General features: G+C 63.7%; 14 protein-coding genes. 9 read left to right on the top strand and 5 right to left on the bottom strand.

Features of this window, described 5'->3' with window-relative positions; all coding sequences use genetic code 11:
- Positions 1-5: 5 nt before the first annotated feature.
- The 5 genes from aat (at position 6) to P3T20_RS19380 (ending at position 4,445) form a co-directional block, all read left to right on the top strand.
- Positions 6-743 carry a leucyl/phenylalanyl-tRNA--protein transferase gene (gene aat, locus P3T20_RS19400; protein ID WP_429287570.1) on the top strand — a complete coding sequence of 246 codons (738 nt, stop codon included), beginning with the start codon at positions 6-8 and terminating at the stop codon, positions 741-743.
- 70 nt (positions 744-813) lie between these two features.
- Entirely contained in the window at positions 814-1,641 is an 828-nt protein-coding gene (locus tag P3T20_RS19395; RefSeq protein ID WP_074264902.1) for an arginyltransferase, read from the top strand.
- 112 nt (positions 1,642-1,753) lie between these two features.
- A complete protein-coding gene (locus tag P3T20_RS19390; protein WP_074264903.1) occupies positions 1,754-2,776 on the top strand; it encodes a quinone-dependent dihydroorotate dehydrogenase in 1,023 nt (340 codons plus the stop codon).
- A gap of 143 nt (positions 2,777-2,919) precedes the next feature.
- Positions 2,920-3,717, top strand: coding sequence for a cystine ABC transporter substrate-binding protein (locus P3T20_RS19385; RefSeq protein WP_074264904.1), 798 nt, complete (start codon positions 2,920-2,922; stop codon positions 3,715-3,717).
- 68 nt (positions 3,718-3,785) lie between these two features.
- On the top strand, positions 3,786-4,445 hold the full coding sequence (locus P3T20_RS19380; RefSeq protein ID WP_429287569.1) for an amino acid ABC transporter permease: 660 nt from the start codon (positions 3,786-3,788) through the stop codon (positions 4,443-4,445).
- A gap of 75 nt (positions 4,446-4,520) precedes the next feature.
- Here the strand turns inward: P3T20_RS19380 and lepB are convergent, their stop codons facing one another.
- The 5 genes from lepB to P3T20_RS19355 all read right to left on the bottom strand — a co-directional run bounded on the left by lepB (position 4,521) and on the right by P3T20_RS19355 (position 9,952).
- Positions 4,521-5,213: a signal peptidase I gene (gene lepB, locus P3T20_RS19375; protein WP_429287568.1), complete on the bottom strand. Its 693-nt coding sequence runs from the start codon at positions 5,211-5,213 to the stop codon at positions 4,521-4,523.
- A 141-nt stretch (positions 5,214-5,354) separates the two neighbouring features.
- Positions 5,355-6,386 carry a Gfo/Idh/MocA family protein gene (locus tag P3T20_RS19370; protein ID WP_429287567.1) on the bottom strand — a complete coding sequence of 344 codons (1,032 nt, stop codon included), beginning with the start codon at positions 6,384-6,386 and terminating at the stop codon, positions 5,355-5,357.
- A gap of 84 nt (positions 6,387-6,470) precedes the next feature.
- Positions 6,471-7,172 carry a FadR/GntR family transcriptional regulator gene (locus P3T20_RS19365; protein ID WP_074264908.1) on the bottom strand — a complete coding sequence of 234 codons (702 nt, stop codon included), beginning with the start codon at positions 7,170-7,172 and terminating at the stop codon, positions 6,471-6,473.
- A 334-nt stretch (positions 7,173-7,506) separates the two neighbouring features.
- Positions 7,507-9,030, bottom strand: coding sequence for a mannose-1-phosphate guanylyltransferase/mannose-6-phosphate isomerase (locus tag P3T20_RS19360; protein WP_143787603.1), 1,524 nt, complete (start codon positions 9,028-9,030; stop codon positions 7,507-7,509).
- Positions 9,031-9,418: 388 nt separating this feature from the next.
- Complete coding sequence (locus P3T20_RS19355; protein WP_074264909.1) at positions 9,419-9,952, bottom strand: GNAT family N-acetyltransferase; 534 nt, start codon at positions 9,950-9,952, stop codon at positions 9,419-9,421.
- A 1,179-nt stretch (positions 9,953-11,131) separates the two neighbouring features.
- Here P3T20_RS19355 and P3T20_RS19350 point away from each other — a divergent pair.
- The 4 genes from P3T20_RS19350 to P3T20_RS19335 all read left to right on the top strand — a co-directional run bounded on the left by P3T20_RS19350 (position 11,132) and on the right by P3T20_RS19335 (position 25,423).
- Positions 11,132-11,866 carry a Crp/Fnr family transcriptional regulator gene (locus P3T20_RS19350; protein ID WP_074264911.1) on the top strand — a complete coding sequence of 245 codons (735 nt, stop codon included), beginning with the start codon at positions 11,132-11,134 and terminating at the stop codon, positions 11,864-11,866.
- A 228-nt stretch (positions 11,867-12,094) separates the two neighbouring features.
- A complete protein-coding gene (locus P3T20_RS19345; RefSeq protein WP_074264913.1) occupies positions 12,095-12,805 on the top strand; it encodes a 4'-phosphopantetheinyl transferase family protein in 711 nt (236 codons plus the stop codon).
- A gap of 330 nt (positions 12,806-13,135) precedes the next feature.
- Entirely contained in the window at positions 13,136-23,089 is a 9,954-nt protein-coding gene (locus P3T20_RS19340) for an amino acid adenylation domain-containing protein (RefSeq protein ID WP_429287566.1), read from the top strand.
- Between the two features lie 3 nt (positions 23,090-23,092).
- Complete coding sequence (locus P3T20_RS19335; RefSeq protein ID WP_429287565.1) at positions 23,093-25,423, top strand: condensation domain-containing protein; 2,331 nt, start codon at positions 23,093-23,095, stop codon at positions 25,421-25,423.
- Positions 25,424-25,512: the final 89 nt, after the last annotated feature.

Genomic DNA, 25,512 nt, shown 5'->3' with positions numbered 1-25,512 from the left:
CCGGCATGGTTCCCTGGCTCGGACCCGACGATCCGTTCCCTGCCGTGGAGCGCGCGCTCGGCGCGGCCAGCGGCGCGCCGGGCCTGCTTGCCGCCAGTGCGGACCTGCTGCCCTCGCGCCTGATCGACGCCTACCGGCGCGGCATTTTCCCGTGGTATTCAGACGGTCAGCCGGTGCTCTGGTGGAGCCCGGATCCGCGCATGATCCTGCGTCCGGCCGAATTCAAGGTATCCCCGTCGCTACGCAAGACCTTGAAGCGGGTCTTGCGCGAGGACGCCTGGGAAATCCGCGTCGACCACGATTTCCCCGCTGTGATGCGCGCCTGCGCCCAGGCGCCGCGCCGCGGCCAGCGCGGCACGTGGATCACCGCGGACGTCGTCGATGCCTACACGTCGCTGCATCGCACGGGCGATGCGCACAGCATCGAAACCTGGTTCGAAGGCGAGCGCGTAGGCGGTTTGTATGGCGTGTCGTTCGGGCACATGTTCTTCGGCGAGTCGATGTTCGCGGAGGTCACGGATGCGTCGAAAATGGCGCTCTCCGCGCTCATCGGACACTTGCGACGTCACAAAATAGAAATGATAGACTGCCAGCAGAACACGTCGCATCTGGCGTCGCTGGGCGGTCGCGAGATAGCGCGCAAGGCGTTCATCGCGCATGTCCGCGCGTCTGTCGGTGCCGCGCCCATCCCCTGGCGCTTCGACAAGACGGTCCTGCTCGATGTCGTCGCGCCTGCGGCGTAGCGAGCATAGCCGGGCCCGTTGTTGGTAAAACGGGTTTGAAATACTCAGAGACGCTTCGAGAGCTGCCAACGTGACGCACCCCAACGAGCTGCCGCTTTCACCCCTTTCCGCGCTGCAATTCTATGCAACGGCGCCGTATCCTTGCAGCTATCTGGAGGGGCGCGTGGCACGCTCGCAAGTCGCCACGCCAAGCCATCTGATTAATTCCGACGTCTACACCGACCTGGTCAAGGCGGGCTTCCGGCGCTCGGGCGTGTTCACCTACCGCCCGTATTGCGACGGTTGCCGCGCCTGCGTGCCGGTGCGCGTACCGGTCGACCAGTTCGAGCCGAACCGCACCCAGCGCAAGGTGTGGAAAAAACACGGCGGCCTCGTCGCCACGGTTGCACCGCTGCACTACGACGAAGAGCATTACGCGCTCTACATGCGCTATCAGTCGGCACGGCACGCCGGCGGCGGCATGGATCGCGACAGCCGCGATCAGTACGAGCAGTTCCTGCTGCAAAGCCGGATCAACTCGCGGCTGGTCGAATTCCGCGAGCCGCTCGCGGGACACCCTGACGCGCCGGGCGTGCTGCGCATGATCAGCATGATCGACATCCTCGGCGACGGGCTCTCGTCGGTCTATACCTTCTTCGAACCGGATCTCGCGCACAGCAGTTTCGGCACCTACAACATCTACTGGCAGATAGAACAGGCGCGCAGCCTGCGTCTGCCTTACGTCTACCTCGGCTACTGGATCCGCGAGAGCCAGAAAATGGCGTACAAGGCCAACTTCCGACCTCTGGAAGGCCTCGTGGACAGCACATGGCGCACGCTCGATCCGCAAAGCCTCGAGCTGGCGCCCGTCGACGCCGCGATTCAGGGCCGGCGCGGCCCCGTCAAGCTGCCCCGCTGAACCTCCCTGCCGATTGCCAGCGCGGCGAACTCTCCCCCGCCTCCGCGCCCTGCCATCCCGTTAAAGCCGGTAAAATACCGGGTTCCCATTTCCAGCCGTCCGGCTCCGCCCCGTGTTCAGTTCCCTCTACCCGCTCGTACGCGCCCAACTCTTTCGCATGGACGCGGAAGACGCTCACCACCTGACCTTGCGCCTGCTCGGCGCGGCCGGCCGCACGGGCGTCGCAAGCGCGCTCGCGCCGCGCGTGCCCGACGCGCCGCGCACCGTGATGGGGCTGACGTTCCGCAACCCGGTGGGACTTGCAGCCGGGCTCGACAAGGACGGCGCGTGCATCGACGGGCTGGCCGCGCTGGGCTTCGGTTTTATTGAGGTAGGTACGGTCACGCCACGCGCGCAGCCTGGCAATCCGCGGCCGCGCATGTTCCGCCTGCCGCAGGCGAACGCTGTGATCAACCGGATGGGCTTCAACAACGCCGGGGTCGACCAGTTCGTGAAGAACGTGCAGGCCGCGCGCTATCGCGGTCCGCTGGGACTGAACATCGGCAAGAACGCCGATACGCCGATCGAGCGCGCCGCCGAGGACTATCTGTACTGTCTCGAGCGCGTCTATCCGTTCGCGAGCTACGTGACGGTCAACATCTCGTCGCCGAACACGAAGAACCTGCGCCAGTTGCAGGGCGCCGGCGAACTCGACGCCCTGCTCGCCGCACTGAAGGACAAGCAGCAGCGTCTCGCGGATCTGCACGGCAAGCTGGTGCCGCTCGCACTGAAGATCGCCCCGGACCTCGACGACGAGCAGATCAAATCGATTGCCGACACGCTGCTGCGTCATCGCTTCGAAGGCGTGATCGCCACCAATACGACGCTTTCGCGTACGGCGGTCACGGGTCTGCCGCATGCCGAGGAAACCGGCGGCCTGTCGGGCAAGCCGGTATTCGATGCCTCCAATGAAGTGATCCGCAAACTGCGCGCCGAAGTCGGCGAGACCGTGCCGATCATCGGCGTCGGCGGCATCTTTTCCGGCGCAGACGCGCGCGCCAAACTCGCCGCCGGCGCGGCGCTGGTCCAGCTTTACACGGGCTTCATTTACCGCGGCCCGGCGCTGGTAGCCGAATGCGCGCAGGCGCTGGCTTAAACTAAGGCTATGCCGGCCCGGGCAACGCCCGGCCACGTTATATAGGCATAAACAAACAGTATTTAAGTATTGATAGTCTGCTTTGTTATCCTTTCCGATGTTCTAACCGCCCGTCTGGGCAAAAAAACGAATAAAGGAAGACGATGAAATCTCGCTTGCTGAAAAAACTCCTCGTGGCTGGTCTGATCGGCGCCTCGTTCACCGCCGTAGCCGCCCACGCAGCAGACCTGCTCGATCAGGTCAAGCAAAGCGGCACGCTGCGCATCGGCCTCGAAGGCACGTTCCCGCCGTTCGACTCCAAGGCGCCGTCGGGTGAGCTGGTCGGGTTTGACGTGGATATCGCCAAAGCGGTCGCGCAGAAGCTCGGCGTGAAGCCGGTGTTCGTGACGACCGAATGGAGCGGCATCATCGCGGGTCTGCAGGCCGGCAAGTTCGATGTGATCGTCAACCAGGTCGGCATCACGGACGCGCGCAAACAGGTGCTCGATTTTTCGCCCGGCTACACGTTCTCCGCGGCCCAGCTGATCCAGCGCAAGGACGACTCGCGCGAGTTCAAGTCGCTCGACGACCTGAAGGGCAAGAAGCTCGGCGTGGGTCTCGGCACGAACTACATGGATATGGCGAAGTCGGTGCCGGGCATCGACGTCAAGACCTACCCGGGCGCACCTGAATATCTGGCTGACCTCGCCGCCGGCCGTCTCGACGCCGCGCTCAACGACCGTCTGATGCTGGCCTATCTGCTGAAGACTTCGCCGCTGCCGCTGCGCACCGGCGCGATGGTCGGCACCGGCACGCCGTCGGGCATTCCGTTCAAGAAGGGCAATCCGAAGTTCGCCAAGGCGATCGACGATGCAATGACCCAGCTCGAAGCGGATGGCACCTTCACGAAGATCTCCGAGAAGTGGTTCGGCATCGACGTCACGAAGCCCATCGCGAACTGAGCCCCACTGAGCGTTTAGCCACTGAGCGTTTATGATGTGCGCTTTGCTGCGCACATCACTCATCGCCCATGTCCACCACTTCCCTGCTCGTCCAATCGCTTCCGGTGCTCGCTCAGGGCGCCATTCTGACGGTCAAGTTCGCGGTCCTGTCGATGATCTTCGGACTGCTGGCCGCCAGCGTCATCGCCGTGATGGGCATCAGCCACAACCGCGCGTTGAACTGGATCGCGCGCGTCTACGTGAGCCTGATGCGCGGCACACCGTTGCTGGTGCAGATCTTCGTGATTTACTACGGCTTGCCGAGCCTCGGCATCTCGCTCGATCCAACGCCTGCGGGTGTGATCGCGCTGTCGGCGAATGTCGCGGCGTATCTGTCGGAGAGCATGCGCGGCGCCATCCTCGGCATTCCGAGTGGCCAGTGGCTCGCGGCTTACAGCTTAGGTCTGTCGCGGCGTCAGACGCTGCGGTATGTGGTGGCCCCGCAGGCACTGCGCATCGCCGTGCCGAGTTTGTCGAACAGTCTGATCAGCCTGATCAAGGACACTTCGCTGGTGTCGGTGATCACCGTGACCGAGCTCTTGCGCAGCGCGCAGGAAGTGATTGCGTCGACCTATCAGCCGCTGCCGCTCTACCTCGCTGCGGCAGCCATCTACTGGGTGTTGTGCCAGGTGCTCGAATGGATCCAGCACTGGTACGAACAGCGCCTCGCGCTACCCACGCGGCACTGAGCCACGTGTGAGGCGAGGCGTCCGGACTGCCACCGCGTAGCAGCGTGATCGCACGCGTACCTGATCGGCGAGCGCTCAGCGCGCCGCCAGCGGCGCATCCAGCGGCGCCCCGAAGCGGCTGAAGCGCGGCTCGTAGTAATGATCGGGGTCGAGCGAGAACGCGACGCGACGCGTGCGGCCCATCAGTTCCGTGCGCGGGAAAAAGCCGAAGTAGCGTGAATCCGCGCTGTTGTCGCGGTTATCGCCAAGCATCAGATACTGGCCCGGCGGCACGACCACCGGCCCAAACGAATTGCGCGGGCTCGGCGAATCCGGCGAAAGCCGCACGATATGCGACACACCGTCGAAACGCTCAGTCAGATAGTCGCCCGGCGACGACGCATCGCCCGGCAGCGGCCCGAACTTGAGCGGCTGATAGGCCGCGCGCACGCCGTTCACATACAGCACGTTGTCGCGCATCGCCACGCTGTCGCCCGGCAGGCCGATCAGCCGCTTGACGAGCAGTTCGTGGGCCGCCGACGACTCGATCGTGACGATGTCGCCACGCTGCGGATCGTGCAGATGCGCGATCGCGATATGCGTGAGCGGCACGCGCAGGTCATACGCCATCTTGTCGACGAGGATGCGGTCGCCCTCGCGAATGGTCGGCAGCATCGAGCCGCTCGGCACCACGTTCCAGTCGGCGATCGCACTACGGAACAACACCATCAGCACGATAAAGGCGACAAGACCCTTGTTCTCGCGCCACAATTTTCCAAGCATGCGCATCGAAAGCGGCTCCTGCGGAAGGTAATCGAAAGCTTCGGCGGCGCCTGGGCACCGCGTCCGCGCAAATCGTACCACCGCGGCACACCGTGCGCGTCACGGGTGCCCGAAGCGCAGCACTGCCCACACCGCCCTTCGCGCGCCTCACTCCCCCGCGAAACGCAGTCCTAGCGCGGCCCGCGCCGCGTCGGTCATCGCAATCATCTGCAATGACTTCGCGTGGGGCATCACCGGACTCTCCAGTTGCCCCGTCCGGATCAGCTCGCAGAAATGCGCGGTTTCATAGTTCAGGCCGCCGCCTTCGAACGGCACATCCAGTTCGACGACGCGCCCATCGGCATAGCGGATCGTGGCGCGGGCCGGGTTCCACCAGTTCTCGTGGATCGTGACGTGTCCGCCCGCCGCCAGCAGTAGCGCATCGCCCTTACCATGCAGGTCGAGCCCGCAGAACAGTTGCGAGATGCCGTGCTCGTGCTGGCTATTGAGGCTCGCAAAAATATCGACGCCGGTCGGCCCGAGCCGGCCGAGCGTCTGCACCTCGAGCGGCGCACCGAGCCAGTCGACGGCCAGGAACATCTCGTAGATGCCGATGTCGAGCAGCGCGCCGCCCGCGTGTTCGAAGGAAAACGACGGATGATCGGGCGGCACGTTCGCCGCCGAACAGCCGGCCCGCACAAGGCCGATTTCGCCGATGGGGTCGTCAGCCAGATGGGTGCGCAAAGCCCGATACAGTGGATAGAAAGGCGGCTTCATCGCCTCCATGAAAAGCCGTCGCGCACCGCGCGCGGCCGTCAGCACGCGTTCGAGCTGGGCGGCATTGATCGTGGCCGGCTTTTCGCACAGCACGTGCAGGCCTGCCTCGAGCGCCGCGATCGCGTAGTCCACGTGGCTGTCCTGCAGCGTGGCGATATAGAGCGCGTCGATACCGCTGGCGAGCAGCGCGTCGAAGCTCGCGCACGCCGTGCCGCCAAACTCCGCGGCAAAAGCCGCCGCCGGTTCGGCGCGGCGCGACCAGAGCGCGGTCAGTTGCGCGGCCTCGACATACGCGAGGCCCTGGGCAAAGCGGCGGGCGATACGCCCCGTGCCGACGATGCCCCAGCGAATCACGGCGGGTTTCACAGAGGATAAGTGTTCAGGCGCGTCCCCTCCGGGGACGGCCTCCAGAGCGTTGTTCATGTGGCGTTCGAGTTCCGGTGCGGTAGAGACCAGGCGCCATTGTCGCCCAGGTCTCCCCGATCGCACGCAACCGCGAACCGCCAACTACGCCGAAAACGTGCTGCCGATCTCTTCCGCTGTGAAATCGATCAACGCGAGCGAAGCCGCTTCCGCTTCCTTCGCATCGCGCCGCTCGATCGCCGCCACCACGCGCCCGTGGTTCGCCACCACGGTCTCCCACGCGCCCGGCCTGGCCGTCACGATGGGATTGGCAGCCGCCAGCGCACCGCGGATGATCGCAGCCATCTGCTGGAAGAACTGGTTGCCGCTCGCCACCACGATGCGCGTATGCAGCAGTTCGTCGGCCGCCTGATAGCCGGCCTCGCCCGGGCGGATGGTGCGGAACGCGTCGTAGGCATCGCGAATCCCGGCAATATCCGCCGCACTGCCGCGCGCCGCCGCCTGAGCGCACGCACGCGGTTCGATCAGGATGCGAAACTCAATCACATCGCGCAGAAACACCGGATCGGGCTTTGCACGAAAACGCCAACTCACCACATCCTCATCGATCATCCGCCAGTCGCGCATCGGCCTGATGCGCGTGCCTATCTTCGGCCGCACATCGAGCATATCGCGCGCAAGCAGCATCGACAGCGCTTCACGCATCACAGTTCGACTCACATCGAACTCTTTCGACAACACATCCTGCGGTGGCAGCACAGCGCCATATTTTTCTTCGACGATGCCCGTGACGAGCCCGTCCATGACCTTGCTGACCAACGAACGATCCTTGTTTCCCTGTTCCATGACACTCTCCCCGAAAGCGGGTTATCCCCCCGCGTAGCCTGTTGATCAAGCGGCCCTCGTGTGTCGTTTTGTATTGTTTGTTGTTGTATTAATCGATACGGTGCTAGCTTAAAAACAGATGCGCCAGTTGGGAAACGTCCTGACAGGGTTATCCCTCTGAAGAATTGTTTCGTTCATGTAACGCGCTGGCCGAAGAAGCGCGCCAAGCTTGCGTGATAAGCGTGCGCGGGCCTCACAGATTGCATCGTGCGACGACGCACGCAGCGTCGTCGATTGGCGGATCTACAACAGCTTGTGTCCGACAGCGCACAACCTGGCTCCGGTAGCGGACGGTTCAGCGACCCGAAGTGTCGCTACTCTCATGTGCCGCCTCCGGGGCACGGCCGTATTGATCGTCGAAGCGCACGATATCGTCCTCGCCGAGATAGCCGCCCGATTGCACCTCGATGATTTCGAGCGGTGTCTTGCCCGGATTCTCGAGCCGGTGCGTCACGCCGAGCGGAATATAGGTCGACTGGTTCTCCGACATCAGGAAAGTCTCCTCGCCGCGCGTGACGCGTGCCGTGCCGCGCACGACCACCCAATGTTCCGCGCGGTGATGATGCATCTGCAGCGACAGACGGCCGCCCGGGTTCACCACGATGCGCTTCACCTGGAAGCGCTCGCCGCGGTCGATCGAATCGTAGAAACCCCACGGCCGCTGGACCTTGCGATGCTCCTGCACTTCCGGGCCGCGCTCGGTCTTGAGGCGGCTGACGATCGCGCGCACGTCCTGGACACGGTCCTTGGCGGCGACCAGCACCGCATCGGCGGTTTCGACCACCACCACGCCCGACAGGCCGACGCATGCGACCAGCCGGCCATCCGAATGCGCGAAACTGTCGCTCGAACCTTCGAACAGCACCCGGCCGCGGCCAACATTGCCATCGGCGTCCTTGCCCGACGCTTCCCAGACCGCATCCCAGGCGCCGACATCGGACCAGCCCGCGACAAGCGGCACGACCACGCCGGCGAGACCCGCCTCGGCACCGACCTGTTCCATCACCGCATAGTCGATCGAATCGGAAGGACAGGCTGCGAAAGCCGACTGATCGAACTGGCGTGCGCCGGTGCTGTCGAGCGACGCCCGCGCAAACGACTCCACGCACGTCGACGCGATCGAGGGACGGCAACGCGCAATGGCGGCGAGCCACACCGACGCGCGCACCACGAAAATGCCGCTATTCCACCAATACCCGCCGCTCTCGACGTAGCGTTCGGCCAGTTCCCGATCCGGCTTCTCGACGAAGCCGTCGATTGCACACGCCCCTTGCAGCCCGACCGGCGCGCCGATCCGGATATAGCCATAGCCCGTCTCTGCCCGCTCGGGCGGCACGCCCAGCGTCACGATGGCACCCTGCGCGGCATGCAGCACCGCTTGCGCAAGCGCCGCGACGAACGCCTCGTTGTCGGCAATCAGATGATCGGCAGGCACGACGATCAGTACCGGATCCGGGCCGTCGGGCAGATCGGCCTGCGCGGCAAGCGCGGCGAGCGTCAGTGCCGGCGCGGTATTGCGCGGCGACGGTTCGACCAGAACACGCGGCACGCCGCCGCAGCGCTTGAGCCGCTCAAGCGTGGCCAGATGCAGATCGCCGCCGCATACGACGATCGGCGCAGCCCGCACGAAGCCCGGTGCACCCTGAGACTGGCGCTCGCCGGCAAACAGGCGCTCGAGCCGATGAATTGTCGATTCGAGCAGCGACTCATCGCCGAACAGGTTGATCAGCTGCTTGGGGCTTTGCTCGCGCGACAACGGCCACAGCCGCGTGCCTGAGCCACCCGCGAGAATCACGGGCTGCACGACGCAGTCTTCCATTGCCTCGCGTGCCAGTGCTGGCTGCGCAGCCGGCGATGCAAATTCGTTCAAATTGAAATTGTTCATTCGAGCCTCTCCAATGCACACCCCCAGAGCCCCCGCGACCCTGATTGAATCCGACACAATAGGCGTGATAGTTTGATTGGAGCATGCTCAGGCAGCCCGTCTCTGTTCGTACCCACACACTGCCTCACGGGCCAGGCGGCCTTCGATCTGTCTCTACGGGTTCATAGGCGCCAAAGCCGGAAAGACGTACCGACGCCATTGCCGTTCATGTGGTTATAACGATTAGAATACCGAAATAATTAACGTTCTTCGCCGACAGATAACTCGCGAATGGATGCCATCTCTGGCAGCACGCGGCGATTCGGGGCCCACGCCGATGTGCTCACAGATTTTCGAACGTACCCGCACCCGACATGATGCTGCGCTCGCGCCGGGCAAAGGCCATCGGCGCCCGGACGTTACGCGTGCGGCACGTCAAACCGACAGATAGCGCGCCATGGTCGAGGAATGGCCCCTCCACCTTGCGAAAGCCGAACTGCTCATAGAAGGCACGCATGCCTACTGGCGCAGTCACTCGCACGAGGATTCCCGGCCAGCGCTCCGCCGTCGCCCACAGAACCCGCTCGATCAGTTCCTCGGCCGTGCCGTCGCCGCGCCTCGCCGGGCTTGTCAAGACCTTGTCGAGCACCACTTGCGGATGCTTCGTATCGACGCGCCGAATCCGCGCATACGCCATGATCGGCATTGCGTGAGACATGTCTTCGGCCGCGAAAACGTGCAGCGCGTATTCGTCGCGGCCATCGGCGTCGAGACACAGGTGCGACTGTTCGACGACGAATACGGCGCTGCGTGCGCGCATGATCAGATACAACTCACGTACCGTGCATTGCTCGAATTCGAGCGTCTTCCAGTTCATCGCGCGTCCCCTCCTGCGATTTATTCGACAGGACCTGGTCATTGCCATGCACGCAAGGTACGCCGACGCTCCTTTCGAACTCGGTGCGCAAGCGCACCGACGACAAGACGTCACAAGCAGTCAAATGCGAACAACCGGGAAGGACAGAACGGCCTCGAACTACACCTGATCCATGACACCAGTAAGTCGTTGCAGGCACAACCTCGGCATATCTGCCTCAACGACTCAGGAGTCAAGATTGCATCGAAAATCGCGTGCTTCAACTCGCGCCACGCATCGGCCACACACAAGTCACACATCGTGCAGCGCATGTACGCCGCCGACTGTCGTGGACGACTCGTCGACTTCATCTATGCACATCGCTTCGGCCCGCACACGCATGACGTGATGCACGCGGCACTTCGCAATCCGTCAACTGGACAAGCCTGCTCGCGCATGTTCCATCGTGTCGTCCAACTGTTCATGAACGATTCACCAGGTGCCGTTTAACGCGAACGATACAGATGCCGCACTTGAGCCCGAGGTATGCAGAATTAATACTGAAGCACCGTTTTTTTAGCGCTGACGCGATCCGCTGGATCACCTGACTGCCCCACAGCGCGCATGGAACCTCACTCTACGCATTTCGTTGTAGCGAGTTCGAGAAGGTTACGTCGACATCGAACTGGTCGTCAAAAACCACTTCCGTGCGCCAGCCCACGCAATCCGCTAACCACATGTGAATCATTTCTGAGTCATCTTGGACGGCGGTGTATGGTCCCGCCCAGCTAGCATTTCGGCGTCGATTCGCCTTGCTCCGCCGCCTGTCCGACACGAACTAACGCAATCCGATCAAAGACTTGAGTCAAAAACAAATGCTTCGGGCGCGGCCATGACCAGGGAGGCCCCTGGTACAAAATTGAAACAAAAACGCACATTTTGCAGCGCAAACCCCCATTGACCTCTTCGCTGCGTCGCACCAGTACTCATTCCGGACAAGCTGGCACAGTCCTCGCTAAATGAGAAGCGCAACACCAGCGCCGATGTACACAACCCAAAAATAACGCTGGCGCGCAACAGCCATACGGGGCCCGCACTGCAAATCCATGACCGCTCGCCAGGCGGCAACGCAAGACGGATGCAGGGACGGGTAGAAAAAACAAGGAGCTGCCTCACGCGGCTCCACGCGAGGACCGAATCATGCTTACGCTTCAATCCGATCTGCACGGCAATCATTTGCTTGGCGCACTGCCCTCCCATGAGTGGCAAGCCATCGCCCCTCACCTCGAACTCGTCCATCTGCGCACTGAACAGCTTCTGTGCGATTCCGGACAACGTATTCATCACGTTTATTTTCCGACTACCGCGATCATCTCGATGTTGTCGACGATGGAAGACGGCAGCTCGGTTGAGATCGCCGCAGTTGGACGCGAAGGCATGACGGGCGTTCCGGTATTGACGGGCGGCGAGACCATGCCTAACCGAGTGCAGGTGCAAAGCGCCGGTTTCGCCTATCGCATGACGGCGCAAGCCCTCAGCCAGCAGTTCGCGCGCTCCGACTTTCTGCGCCGCCTGCTGATGCTCTATATGCATGCTCTGCTCACGCAGGTTGCACAGACCGCGGCATGCAACCGCCATCACTCGCTGAACAAACAGCTGTGCCGCTGGCTGCTGATCGAGATCGATCGCGTCGCCTCGAACGAGCTGACGGTCACACAGCAACTGATCGCGGACATGCTCGGCGTACGCCGCGAGGGCATCACCGAAGCCGCGGGCAAGTTGCATGACGACGGCCTGATTCATCACAGCCGTGGCCATATCAAGGTACTCGACCGCAAGGCGCTGGAATCGCGTGCATGCGAATGCTACGGCCTCGTGAAGCGTGAGTTCGACCGGTTGCTGCCGCGTATGCGTCAGGCCGACACGGTCAGCTAAGCCTTCACCTTCGTTCGCGCAGTTGCAGTAATAGAAGAAGCATCGCGCTGCCTTCGAGAGCGTCCTTACGCCAGTTCGTTGAACTCTGGCGGCACGATTCGCGAAAACGCGAATCCCAAAAAGGCGCCGAAGGGCGCGTGATAAAGCCGGCGTCCTCCTGAACGCCGGTTTGCTGTCCTGTGCGCCGCGACGCGTGGGTGTCGCTGCCAGTCGAATCCAGGTTTTTCAATGTCCTCTTCTCTCCTCACACCGCCCTCTGCACAGGAAGTGCATGTCTGGCAGTGGGATCTCGATGTCTGCGGTGACGATTTCGATCGGCACTGGGCCATGCTGTCGACGCAAGAGCGCGAGCGCGCCGACAAGTTCCGCTTCGAACGGCATCGCCGTCGCTATGTGGCAGGTCGAGGCGAACTCAGGGAACTCCTGAGCCGCTATCTCGGCTTATCGCCGCGACAGGTCGCCCTCGACTATGGTCCCGACGGCAAACCGTTCTGCAACCTCCAGCCTGTCGGATGGACGGTCTGCTTCAACCTCAGCCACAGCGAGAGTGCGGCGGCTCTCGCCATCTCGAACGGCTTCGAAGTCGGCATCGACGTAGAAAACGTTCGACCGATCGAAGAGTGTGTGCCACTCGAAGTGTTCTCCATACAGGAGTGCGCGGAATTCAGCGCGTTGCCGGATGAAGAACGGCAAGAGGTCTTCTTCGAAAGCTGGGCGCGCAAAGAAGCCTGCCTGAAAGCGCTCGGCACCGGCTTTACCCTGCCCCCGGCCCATTTCGAGTTCGATCTGTCCATTCGCGGCGACACGACACCGCGCCTAGTCGGCGGCGAGGCGGAGGAAGCAACCCAGTGGCGCATCTGCGCCCTGTCACCCAGTTCGACCTGCGCGGGAGCGGTAGCGGCCCGAAGCACGGACTGGTCGATTGTCGAAATGAATTGACGGACGGCGTCTGCTTCAACGTCGTGCAGTCTGTTCTCCCGTCAGATTCCAGGCTTTAGCGCGGGCGCCTGACACGCTCTGAACACGCAATCTCGTCGAGCTGATGTGTTGTTGAATCGCTCGTGTGTGCGAAGGCGTACGGAGAGGTGGTCCGCGAAAGATTAACTTTCACTTACAGCATCTTTCGCGCTTGAGACACGGGTCAGGTGCAGAGAGCCTCGTGCTGCTTGCGCCTGCCGGGACCGGCCGCCGTTATGTGCGCTAGCTGCGCGCTAATGGCCAGGCGTAGCTCAGTACAAGGCCTTCATCTAAATTATTAGAGAGCGGCAAATGTCACACAGAGACAACTATCCAGGCGACTTGCCGAACGGGGCAGGTCATGTACCTGGCGTGGCAGCGTGCTTCGATGTCGTATGTGCAGAGTTTCGCGATCATCTTGCTGTGATCGACGCAACGGGTGAAGAGCGTTATGCCGAACTCGGCGAACGCTCGGCGCGCCTTGCCACCGTCCTGTCCCGCATGGGACTGGAACGAGGCGAGCGCTGCGCCATCATGGTTCCACGCAGTCGCGACACGCTGGCCCTGATGCTGGCGATCCTGCGCGTCGGCGCCGTCTACGTGCCGCTGGATCCGGCCTATCCCCGCGCACAACTCGATTTCATCGTGGCCGATTGCTCGCCCAAGCTCATCATCGCGGAAGGGGCGGCTCTCGCCAGCGTCGGCGACCTGACTGGCGTAGCGGTCGATCTGTCGGATATCGTGACATCGGCGGAGACGGCGGATCCCGCTCCGCTCCAGGCTTGCGGCCGCGACGACCCCGCCTACATCATGTACACCTCCGGCTCGACCGGCAAACCCAAGGGCGTGATCGTGCCGCACCGCGCGATTCTGCGCCTCGTGCATGGCCAGAGCTTCGCTGAGCTGTCGCCGCAGACGCGCTTTCTCAACCTGGCGCCGCTCGCTTTCGATGCCAGTACGCTGGAGATCTGGGGTCCGCTGCTGAACGGCGGGTGCGCTGCGATCATCAACGAGGTTCAGCCTTCGCTCGACACGATCGCCTCTGAGATTGCGCGACTCGGCGCGACCGGCGCCTGGTTCACAGCCGGCCTTTTCAATGCGCTCGCCGACTATCGGCCGGAAGCCTTTCTTCCGCTCAAGGAGGCGCTGACCGGCGGCGACGTGCTGTCACCCGTCCATATCCGCAAGGTCATGGAGGCGCATCCCGAGCTGCAGATCATCAATGGCTACGGCCCGACCGAGAACACGACCTTCTCCTGCTGCTACCGCATTCCGCGCACTGGCGAAGCCCTGGCAAATGGCGACGCCATTCCGATCGGCGACGCCATCGCGGGCACGCACGTCTATATCGTGGACGAGAAGCTCGTGCCGGTTGTCGAAGGAGAAGTCGGTGAGCTCGTCGTGGGCGGTGACGGCGTGGCGCTCGGCTACCTCAATCGCCCCGAACTGAGCGCGGAGAAGTTCGTCGACGACGTCTTCAGCCCCAGCGGCAAGCTCTATCGCACCGGCGACCTGGTGCGCCGGCGCCCGGACGGTGCGATCGATTTCCTGGGTCGCAACGACCGGCAGATCAAGATCGCCGGCAAACGTATCGAGCTCGATGAAATCGAACATGCCCTGCGTGCGGCTCCCGGCGTCGGCGATGCGGCGGTGGCGGCATTCGATGGCCGCAGAGGCAAGTCCATCGCCGGCTTCGTGAAGGCCGACGCGGCGGAGTCTGACGTCTTCCTGGCCGGACTACGCGCTTACCTCAAGACTGCATTGCCCGACTACATGGTGCCGACGGAGTTGCGTGTCCTGTCGGCCTTTCCTCTTACGCCGAACGGCAAGGTCAACCGCAAAGCGTTGCTCGAGGAGCTCACGCAGGCCGATGCGCGTGCAGCCGCATCAGCTGCGGCGCAGCAGGTGGGCGACGATATCGCCGGCAAGCTGGCAGCCGTGTTCGAGGGAATTCTCGGCAACCCCGTGGATCGCCGCGCGAACTTCTTCGACCTTGGACTGCGCTCGCTGGATCTGATGCGGGCCCACGCCATCATCGCGCGCGATGTAGCGGCAAAGATGGCGCTAGTGGATCTGTTTCGCCATCCCAATGTCGAGGCGCTGGCCGCGCACCTGCGCACCACCCTCGGAGCGGTAAAGAACGAGGCAATCCGGCAACGCCGGGATGCCCAGGGCGGGGCAATCGCCGTCATCGGCATGTCCGGACGGTTTCCGGGCGCGCGCAATGTCTCCGAGCTGTGGGCCAACATCCTCGCGGGACGCGACTGCATCACCCATTTCGACGTGGCGGAACTGGAAGACAGTTTCGACGAGAGCTCGCGCCGCGACGTCAGTTATGTCAAGGCACGGCCGATCCTTCCGGACGTCGACCGCTTCGATGCAGGCTTCTTCGGGATGCTCGCGCGCGAGGCAGCGCTGACCGACCCGCAACAGCGCCTGTTCCTCGAGATCGCCTGGGAGGCGTTCGAAGATGCCGGCTACGATCCGGCGACGATCGCAGGCGCCGTCGGCGTATTCGCCGGCACCTCGATGAACACCTACTTCCTCAAGCATGTGCTGACGGACCGTGGCGTCATCGACGAGTTCACGAGCCAGTTCCAGATCGGCGAGTATCAAAAGCTGGTCGGGGCCGGTGATTTCGTCGCCACGCGCACCGCGTACAAGCTGGGTCTCAAGGGACCAGCTCTCTCAGTGCAGACGGCCTGCTCGACCTCGCTGACTGCGATTGGTCTCGCCGTAGAGAACCTGCGCTCGGGCCGCTGTGACATGGCACTGGCCGGCGGTGTGTCGATCACCTTCCCGCAAAAGCGCGGCTACTACTATGAAGAAGGCGGGATGGGCGCGCCCGACGGCGTGTGCCGCCCGTTCGATGCCGAGGCCAAGGGCACGGTATTCGGCAGCGGCGCTGGGGTTGTCCTGCTGAAACGTCTCGAGGACGCGATCGCCGACGAGGATCCGATCTATGCCGTAATCCGTGGTGTCGGCATCAACAACGACGGCTCCGACAAGGTCGGTTTCACGGCGCCTAGCGTCGATGCGCAGGCTCGCGCCATTGCGATCGCGCACGCCGAAGCCGGTGTAGATGCAGCCTCCATTGGCTACATCGAGGCTCATGGTACGGCGACGCCGCTCGGCGACCCGATCGAGTTCGCGGGTCTCGTGCAGGCATTCCGCCTCGGCGGCGTCGAAGGCGGCCAGTTCTGCGCACTCGGCTCGGCGAAGGCCAATGTCGGCCACCTCGACGCGGCCGCCGGCGTGACGGGCTTCATCGCTGCGTCGCTCGCGCTGCGCGACCGGGTCTTGCCGCCGCTCCTGCATTTCCGTTCAGCCAACCCGGGCATCGATGTCGCTAACAGCCCCTTCTTTTTCAACGTCGGCGCGAACGCCTGGGCTGCCGGCGCGACGCCGCGTCGCGCCGGCGTGAGTTCATTCGGCGTCGGCGGTACGAATGTCCACGTGGTGCTGGAAGAAGCGCCGCGCCGTGTCGACGCCGCATGTGAGCCGCAAGAAAAGTCACAAGAAGCGCTGCAGATTTTGCCGCTCTCGGCACGGAGCGCGGCAGCGCTCGAACGGGCCAAGGCTAATCTCGCCGGGCATCTGGCAGCCAACCCCGGCGTCTCGCTCACCAACGTGGCCGCGACGCTGCAAACGGGTCGCCGTGACTTCGCGCATCGCGCCGTCGTCATCGCGGACAGTGTCGACCAGGCTCAGGCTCGGCTCGTCAAAGGAGCGATCGAAGCACAGGCCCCTCAAGCCACGCCTCCGGTTGTGTTCATGTTTCCTGGCCAGGGCGCGCAGTACCCGGGCATGGGACAAGCGCTCTATCGCACCGAGCCGGTCTATCGCCAGTGGATCGACAAGGGTGCCGAAGCGCTGGCCCCGCATGTCGGCCTCGACATCCGCACCCTGCTGTTGAGCGACTCCCCGGAAGGCGACGATACCCCGCATCCCATCCGTTCGACGCTCTACGCGCAGCCGGCCCTGTTCCTGGTCGAATATGCGCTGGCGCAACTGTGGATGTCGCGCGGCATCAAGCCGACGGCCATGATCGGCCATAGCATCGGCGAACTGGTCGCCGCCTGCGTGGCCGAGGCGATCACCTTCGAGGATGCGCTGTACCTGATCGCCAGGCGCGGTGCGCTCATGCAGTCGGCCGAACCGGGCGCGATGCTGGTGGTACGCCTGTCCGAGACGGACCTCGTCCCCCTTCTGCCCGCTGACGTCGATCTGGCCGCAGTCAATGCGCCGTCGCTCAGCGTCGTAGCGGGCCCCTTCGTCGCGGTCGAGGCTTTCGAAGCCACACTGAAAGCGGGCGATATCGAGCATCGACGGCTGCATACGTCTCATGCCTTCCACTCGCGCATGATGTCCGGTGTCGTGGACGATCTCGCGAAGCTCGCGGACAGTCTTTCTTTCGCAAGGCCGAAGATCCCGTACGTGTCCTCGGTGACCGGACAGTGGGCGTCGATGGATCAGCCGGTGCCGGGACATTACTGGGCCAGTCATTGCCGCAATGTCGTGCGCTTCAGCGACGCACTGACCACGGTGACTGCCGAGGGCAAACCGCTGCTTCTCGAAATCGGTCCCGGCCGGACACTGTCGACCTTCGTCATGCCGGGATTGCCCAAGGACCGGCATCTGGGCGCGATTGCCTCGCTGCCTGATTTCGCCATGCGCGACCGTGAACTCTCAGTCCTCGCCGAAGCAACCGGGCGACTGTGGCTGAACGGGGTCACGCCGAACTGGCAAAACGTCCGGGCCGAAGCCGGCCACCGCATTTCGCTACCGACCTATCCGTTCGAACCGGAACGGCATTGGATCGATGCCCCTGCAACCGCTTCTTCACATCACACGACGATGCCCGCCGCGACGCTCGCCGCTCCAGCTTCGTCCGACGTCATAACCGACATTCCTCAGACTGCCATGGCCCATACTGACCAAATCGACCGCAAACCGCGTCTCATTGCCGAACTGGCATCACTTCTCGCCGAGATGTCCGGCGAGGCGCCGGATACGTCCAATCCGGACGTGACCTTCTGGGATCTCGGTTACGACTCTCTGTTCATGGGACAGGTGTCCCGCCAGCTTCGCCGCCGCTACGATGTCACGATCAGCTTCCGGCAGATCATGAGCGACTACCCGACGCTGCCCGCCCTGGCGCAGTTCCTCGATGGCGCATTGCCGCCTGACCCGGAACCGCAGGTCGCGCCGGTCGTGGCCGAGGCCGCGCCTGCCGCAGTGGCCGTAGCCGTTGCAGCGCCGGCCGCGCCTAGCGTGGCCGCACCGGTCACTGTTGTCGCAGCGGCCGCTCCGTTTGCGGCCACCCCGGCCACGGGCGACATTCAATCGGTGTTCCGCGATCAACTCGCGGCGATGCAGTCGCTGATGTCGCGTCAGCTCGACCTGCTGCAGGGCGCACCGGCAGCCGTCCAGCAGCCTGTAGCAGCAACGGTTGTGGCCGCCCAGGCCCCTGCCGCGCCGGCACCGGCCGTGGCTCCGAAGCCAGCCGCAGTGCCCGCGCGGGCCGCTGCCCCCGAGATCAAGTTCGAGGAGAACCGGCCGACGCGCTTCACCGCGTACAAGCCGGGCGCATCCAGCTCGGCGCAGATCACGGATGCGCAGACGGCGTTCATCGCCGACCTGTCGGTTCGCTACTCGGCCAAAACAGCCACCTCCAAGGCTCGTACGCAGACCTATCGTGCGGTGCTTGCCGATCCGCGCACCGCGAGCGGTTTCCGCGAGGAATGGAAGGAACTCGTCTACCCGATCGTCGCCCAGCGTTCCAAAGGTTCGAAGATCTGGGACGTCGACGGCAATGAATATATCGACGTGGTCAACGGCTACGGCCAGACCGCGTTTGGCCATACGCCGGATTTCGTGGTCGAAGCGGTGAACGCGCAGATGGCGGAAGGCTTCGCCATCGGACCTCAGTCACCGCTTGCGGGCGAAGTCGCCCAGATGTTCGCCGAGATGACCGGACATGAGCGCGTCACCTTCTGCAATACCGGCTCCGAAGCCGTGATGGCAGCAATGCGTCTCGCGCGTACCGTGACGGGCAAGGAGAAGGTCGTCTGCTTCGACGGCGACTATCACGGCCAGTTCGACGAAGTGCTTGTCAAGCCGGGCAGCGAAGCCGGCGTGCCGCGTGCGTTCCCGCTCGCACCCGGCATCCCGCAGAGCTCCGTGGGCAACATGGTCGTGCTGCCCTACGCCAGGTCCGAAAGCCTCGAGTGGATCAAGGCCAACATCGACGATATCGCCGCGGTCCTGATCGAGCCTGTGCAGTCGCGCCATCCCAATCTGCGGCCGAAGGAATTCGTTCAGCAATTGCGCGAGGTCACCGCGGCCAACGAGTCCGCGCTGATCGTCGACGAGGTTGTGACGGGTTTTCGCGTGCACCCGGCCGGCATGCAAGGCTACTGGGGCATCAAGGGCGACATGGCGACGTACGGCAAGGTGGTCGGCGGCGGTCTGCCCGTCGGCGTGCTCGCCGGCAGCGCCCAGTACATGGATGCGCTCGACGGCGGCCAGTGGCAATTCGGCGACGCGTCGGTTCCCGAAGTCCCGCCGACCTTCTTCGCAGGCACCTTCGTGCGCCACCCGGTCGTGCTGGCCGCGATGAAAGCCGTTCTCATGCATCTCAAGGAGGCCGGTCCGGCGCTGCAGGAATCGCTCGGTGCACGTATGGAGGGCCTCGTACAGCGCATCAATACGCATCTGGAAAAAGTCGGCATCACCACGCGGGCGGAATCGTTCTCGAGCTGGTTCTATATCAGCTTCGCAGGCGAGGATCGTCTGGGCAGTCTGTTCTATGCCTATATGCGTTACCTCGGCGTGCACATCATGGAAGGCTTCCCCTGCTTCCTGACCACCAGCCATTCGGATGAGGACATCCGCAAGATCGGCGATGCCTTCGTCGAAAGCATTCGCGCACTCCAGAGCGTCGGCATTCTCGGAAGCACGCAGGAAGCACCGTCTCTCACGACCCCGGTCGAAGCGAAACAGCTCACGCAGTCGCCGCTCACCGAGCCGCAGAAAGAAATCTGGATGTCGGCCCAGCTCGGCCACGAAGCATCGCTCGCGTTCAATGAGTCTTTCACGCTCGAGCTCATGGGCAACCTGAACGAAGCGGCTTTCGAACGCGCCTTCGCGGCGACGATTGCCCGTCACGATGCGTTGCGCGCTCACTTCTCGCGCGTCGGCGATACGATGTTCGTGGATGCAGCGACGACCGTGCCACTGGAAAGAATCGACTTCTCCGGCCACGCCGATGCAGCCGGCGATCTCAAGGCCCTCGTCGATGCGGAAGCGCGTGAGGTGTTCGATCTCACCCGCGCTCCGCTCGTGCGTGCCGCGTTGATCCGTCTGGAAAGCCAGAAATGGGCGTTCGTGTTCACCGCGCATCACATCGTCTGCGACGGCTGGTCGATCAACATCGTCCTGCGCGATCTGCAAGCGCTCTACTCGGCTGAAATTTCAGGCCAAGCGCCTGAGCTCGACGAAGTGCAGAGCTTTCTCGCCTTTGCCAAGGATCAGGATGAGGCCGGCATCGACAAGGAGACGCGCGAGTTCTGGCTGAACCTTCATCGCGAGCCCGCTCCGCAACTCGACTTGCCCGGCGACCGCGCGCGCCCCGAGGTGAAGACCTTCAACGGTGCATCGACGACACGTCATCTGGGTGCTGATCTTCTCAAGCAGGTCAAAACCGCTGCGTCGAAGCAGGGCTGCTCGCTGTTTGCCGCCCTGTTCGGCGCCGCTCAAGTACTGTTCGGCCGCCTGTCCGGCAGGGACGATGTCGTCATCGCCGCACCGATGGCAGGTCAGTCGCAAGCCGGCGAAGCGCTGCTGGTCGGGCACTGCGTCAACTTCCTGCCATTGCGCGTCAGATTCGATGGCGACAAGCCTTTCGCCGCGCACATGAAGGCGGTGCGCGATCACCTCTTCGACGCTGGCGACCGGCAGAACTACACCTACGGCGCGCTGGTGCGCGAACTCGGTATCAAGCGTGACTTCAACCGGCTTCCGCTGACCGATCTGCAGTTCAATCTGGAGAAGGTCGACGGGCAGCTCGACATGGCCGGCGTCACCACGCGCTTTGCGCCGAACGCAAAGGCCTATAGCAACTTCGATCTGTTCCTGAACGTCATCGAATCGGCGCAGGGACTTCGTCTGGATTGCGACTTCAACACCGACGTCTATGACGAGGCGACGATCCAGCGCTGGCTCGGCCATTACGAAACCTTGCTGACGGCGATCGCCCGCGATCCCGAAACGCCGGTTGCGGCACTGCCTCTGCTCAACGATGGCGAAATCCGCCACCTGCGCGACGAACTGAACGCCTCCGGGCGCGCCTACGATCTCTCGCAGACGACCGCTGCGCTGATCGCTGCGCAGGCTCGCCAAACCCCCGACGCCGCAGCCGTGTCGGACGAGACGACGCGCCTGACGTATGGCGCGCTCGATGCACGCGCCAGCCAGATCGCCCGCAGACTCGTGGCGGCGGGTATCGCACCGCGCGGACGCATCGCCATCGCCATGGACCGCACGGCGATGACCGTGGCCGCCATGATCGGCGTGTGGCGTGCCGGTTGCGCCTACGTGCCGCTCGACATGACGATGCCGCCTGCGCGCCTGCGCCAGATCCTCGATGGTGCCGGCATTGCCGCTATCCTCAGCGATAGCGCAAGCCGCACCGTGCTGGAAGCGGGCGAACATCGCGTGCTGGAACTCGAGGCTCTGCTCGCGCAACGCGACGACGCGGCCGTGTCTTTGCCCATCGTGCCGGATACCGATTCGGCCTACGTGATCTTCACGTCGGGCTCGACCGGCCAGCCCAAGGGCGTGGATATTCCCCATCGCGCCCTGAGCAACTTCCTGTTGTCGATGAAGGAAGCGCCAGGCTTCACGGCTAGCGACCGCATCATCGCGGTTACTACCTTCTCGTTCGATATTTCCGGTCTCGAACTGTTCCTGCCGCTCATCGTCGGTGGACAGACCTTCATTGCAGGTCATGAGGAAGTACGCACCGGCTTCGAACTGGTGACCCGGCTGAAGGAGCAGAACGCCACCGCGCTTCAGGCAACGCCGTCGCTCTGGCGCATGCTGCTGGAAGCGGGCTTCAAGGCACCGGAGAACTTCAAGATCCTGTGCGGCGGTGAAGGCTTGCCGCGCGATCTCGCCGACGACCTGCTGGCGACCGGCGCGCAGGTGTGGAACCTCTACGGCCCGACCGAAACCACGATCTGGTCTGCGGCCTCGCGTGTCGTTGCCAACGGACCGGTGGTGATCGGCGCCCCGCTCGCCAATACGCAACTGCATGTGCTGACAGACGACCTGCGTCTGGCGCCGCAAGGTGTCAGCGGCGAACTGTGGATCGGCGGTGAAGGCCTCGCAAAGGGCTATTTCAACCGTACCGATCTCACCGACGCCGCCTTCAGGCAGGTGGCCATCGAGGGCGCTGCGCCGAGCCGGCTCTATCGCACGGGCGACCTCGCAAAACGGCTCGCCGACGGCTCGTTGCAACACCTCGGCCGTCGCGACCAGCAGATCAAGCTGCGCGGCTTCCGCATCGAGATCGAGGATATCGAAGCTGCCCTGCGCAAGGCGCCTGGCGTCGCCGCGGCAGCCGTGGCCCTGCATACGGTCAACGGCAGCCCTCGCCTCGCGGCCTACATCGTCGAGACGGCCTCGGACAAGACCGACCAGGGCGCGGTCGCAGCGCACGTTGCCGCGCAACTGCCGGCCTACATGGTGCCGACTCTGTGGATGACGCTCGACGCGCTGCCGCAGACCAGCAACGGCAAGCTCGACCGTAAAGCGCTGCCGGTGCCGACGGCGGATATGGTGGCGGCGCCTGTGCGTCAATCACACGCTGCGCTCAAGGTGGTTCAGCCTGCCTCCACGCCGGTGGAACCAGCCGCGGTGGAACCGGCGGAGCCCGAACTCATCGTGTTCAAACCCGCAGCGATGACACCGACCCAGGCTACCCTCGCGGCAATCTGGGCAGACGTGCTCGGCCTGCAGCATGTCGGCATCGACCAGCAGTTCTTCAGCCTCGGCGCAGACAGCCTGCAGCTGTTCCGCATCGTCGCGCGAATGAACGAGCGCGGACTGGGCGTGGATGCACGTCAGCTCATGAAGAATGTCACGATCGCCGAATTGGCGGCAAGCCTTGACGGCACGCAGGAGAACGAATCGATGGAGGCTCCTGCGGTGAACCGGCCATCGATCCTGAACTTCAAGCGCAAGAACGCAGGGGGGATCTGAGCAATGAACGGGATAGCCTTAAGGATCGCCGAGACCGACGAGAGCGAAGCCAGCTTCGCCTTGTTCCCGGCGACCGCCTGCCAGGTGCGGTTCTGGCATGAACAGAACGCATCGCCGAAGGCGTCCGCGCTCAATATCGCCTTCAGGCTGCAGTTGTCCGGGCCGCTGAATGCCGCGAGGATCGAACGCGTACTCAGCGAACTGGTTGCACGGCACGAGATATTACGCACTGGCTTCCTGATGACGGGGGCGGGGCTGCAGCAGCAGGTCTGGAGCTTCGCGCCCTTCCAGCTCGAAGTGGTCGACCTTGCCGGTTTCGACGAGAAGGCTGCCCTTGCCGAGGACGAACGTGTCGGCAGACAGCAGGCTCGCACGCCTTTCGCATTGTCGTCCCCCTCCTTCTTCCGCGCCGTGTGGTTGCCCCGGTCGAACACGCAGGGCGAATTGCAGCTGACCTTCCACTCGCTTGTGATGGACGGCTGGTCCTTCGCAATCCTCACGCGCGAGCTAGTGGAAGGCCTTGCCGCATTGCATGCCGGCCATGACGCCGAATTCCCCGAGGTCGACCTTCATCATGGCGACTACGCGTTGTGGAAGGAAGCGTTCCTGACCAGCGGCGCGCTCGATCGCGCCCGCACCCATTGGCGTCAGGAGCTTCAGGGTTTCAGCCGCTTCGACGTTCCTGGCGATCGTCCCCGGCCGCAGGAGCGGCGCTTCCAGGGCGTCATTCGCTCCATTCTGTTGCCCGCTGCGCTGAGCGATCGCCTGATAGCGGCCGCCAAGGCCCAGGGCGTGACGCTGTTCAGCGTGGCGGCTGCGGGCCTCGCGATGGCGCTGCAAACGGCGGCCGGCCAGACCAGGGTAGCGATCAGCACGCAGATGTCGGTGCGCGATCAACAGGAACTCGAGGGCGTCGTCGGACCGCTCATCAACACGGTGATCCTGCGCCTCGACGTTCCGGAAGGCAGCACCGTTGCCTCCATAATCGCGCAGTGTGGCGCCAAGCTTAGCGACGCGATCGAACATCTGCACTTGCCGTTCGAAGAGATGATGCAGATGGCCGGCGAGGTTTCCAGCGTAGATCGCCCGCCGCTTTGCTCGGTGAACTTCGCCCTGCAGCAAAGCTTCGTCGGCATGGGCGACGAGGTTCGCCGCCAGGATTTCGCCGCGACGACCTCGCCCTCGTTCAACGCGGGCGCACTCTACGATCTCAACTTCTTTATGGTGCGGCGCCCGGATGGCTGGCGCATCTCCTGCGAAGGCGACACGGACCTCTACGATGTCGAGACGATCGACCGTCATCTGGCGAAGTGGCGCGAGGTGCTGGAAACCGTTGAAATCGTCACGCAGCGCTCGCCAGCACCCGCACCGGCGAAAGAGACGGTGAAACTCACGGCAGGCGTCGGCGCCAGCGGTTTCATGAGTCAGGCCGAGATCGAGGCAAAAGTACGCAACATCGTGCGCTTCAACGAGAACGCGCCGGGCACGCCGATCATCGTGCTCAACAACACGGCCGTATTCTACGAACTGGCCCGGCAGATCGGCACCGACCGGCCCATCATCGACATTCCGATGGTGCCCGAAGGGCCGCCGCGTGAGTTCCCACCGCGGGCCTTCCAGGATATCGCCGCGGACGCCGTACGCCTGATCAGGCTGGCCCGGCCAACAGGTCCCTACATCCTCATGGGACATTGCGTGCTGGGTTCGCTATCGCTGGAGGCGGCCCATCAGCTGCGGCGCGAGGGCGAAACGGTAGAGCTCGTCGTTCTCAACGATTCATGGTGCCCGGGTTATCGCGAGTCGATGCCCTGGTACGATCAGAAATTGCGCAAGATGCAGGTGCGTGCGGACAACATCCCGCGCGACTTCCGCAAGGCCATGCGCGGCGAAACCTCCATGGTCGCCTTCCTCAAGCAGTATCGGATCGTGCGCTGGCTCGGCATCGCGGACCTTGCTCTCAGGCTCGGCCTCATCAAGGGTAATGCGTCGGAGCATATGGTTTCTGAGAATCGCTGGTACATCGAGTATTTGCTGGCTCAGCAGGCCCGCTACCGTCCGGCACCCTATGACGGCGACGTCCAGATCTTCCGCAGTGGCCAGGTGCTCAAAGGGCGTCTGTTCGCGTGGGACCTGGGATGGCAACCGGTGGTCGGGAACAGGCTGGTCGTCACCGAGGTGCCGGGCATGCACGATCAGATTTTCCGCCCCGCCGGCTCTGCGGTGATCGGCAAGCAATTGCGTGAACGCCTGGGCGGAATCGGAGCGAACAGGGTTGCAGCCAGTTCGGGTGAGCAGGACGCCCCGGCAGCATTGCTGAGCCGTGCCGAGGCCTAGATCAGAAGTGGCTTCAAAAATAGTCCTTTGCGCCAGAACGGGACGTGACTCGACAAGGCGGCTGGGTTATGTCCCGTTTGCGTAGAGTG

Source organism: Paraburkholderia sp. GAS206C, from assembly GCF_050435645.1.
In the GTDB taxonomy this organism is placed as follows: Bacteria; Pseudomonadota; Gammaproteobacteria; order Burkholderiales; family Burkholderiaceae; genus Paraburkholderia; species Paraburkholderia phenazinium_B.
The sequence above is the reverse complement of the archived record's forward strand: the minus strand, read 5'-3'. Positions and strand labels throughout refer to the sequence as shown.

Coding starts and splice junctions, on each gene's coding strand:
- aat (WP_429287570.1), top strand. CDS start 6: ATGGTTCCCTGGCTCGGACCCGACGATCCGTTCCCTGCCGTGGAGCGC.
- P3T20_RS19385 (WP_074264904.1), top strand. CDS start 2,920: ATGAAATCTCGCTTGCTGAAAAAACTCCTCGTGGCTGGTCTGATCGGC.
- P3T20_RS19380 (WP_429287569.1), top strand. CDS start 3,786: ATGTCCACCACTTCCCTGCTCGTCCAATCGCTTCCGGTGCTCGCTCAG.
- lepB (WP_429287568.1), bottom strand. CDS start 5,213: ATGCGCATGCTTGGAAAATTGTGGCGCGAGAACAAGGGTCTTGTCGCC.
- P3T20_RS19370 (WP_429287567.1), bottom strand. CDS start 6,386: ATGAACAACGCTCTGGAGGCCGTCCCCGGAGGGGACGCGCCTGAACAC.
- P3T20_RS19365 (WP_074264908.1), bottom strand. CDS start 7,172: ATGGAACAGGGAAACAAGGATCGTTCGTTGGTCAGCAAGGTCATGGAC.
- P3T20_RS19360 (WP_143787603.1), bottom strand. CDS start 9,030: ATGGAAGACTGCGTCGTGCAGCCCGTGATTCTCGCGGGTGGCTCAGGC.
- P3T20_RS19355 (WP_074264909.1), bottom strand. CDS start 9,952: ATGAACTGGAAGACGCTCGAATTCGAGCAATGCACGGTACGTGAGTTG.
- P3T20_RS19350 (WP_074264911.1), top strand. CDS start 11,132: ATGCTTACGCTTCAATCCGATCTGCACGGCAATCATTTGCTTGGCGCA.
- P3T20_RS19345 (WP_074264913.1), top strand. CDS start 12,095: ATGTCCTCTTCTCTCCTCACACCGCCCTCTGCACAGGAAGTGCATGTC.
- P3T20_RS19340 (WP_429287566.1), top strand. CDS start 13,136: ATGTCACACAGAGACAACTATCCAGGCGACTTGCCGAACGGGGCAGGT.
- P3T20_RS19335 (WP_429287565.1), top strand. CDS start 23,093: ATGAACGGGATAGCCTTAAGGATCGCCGAGACCGACGAGAGCGAAGCC.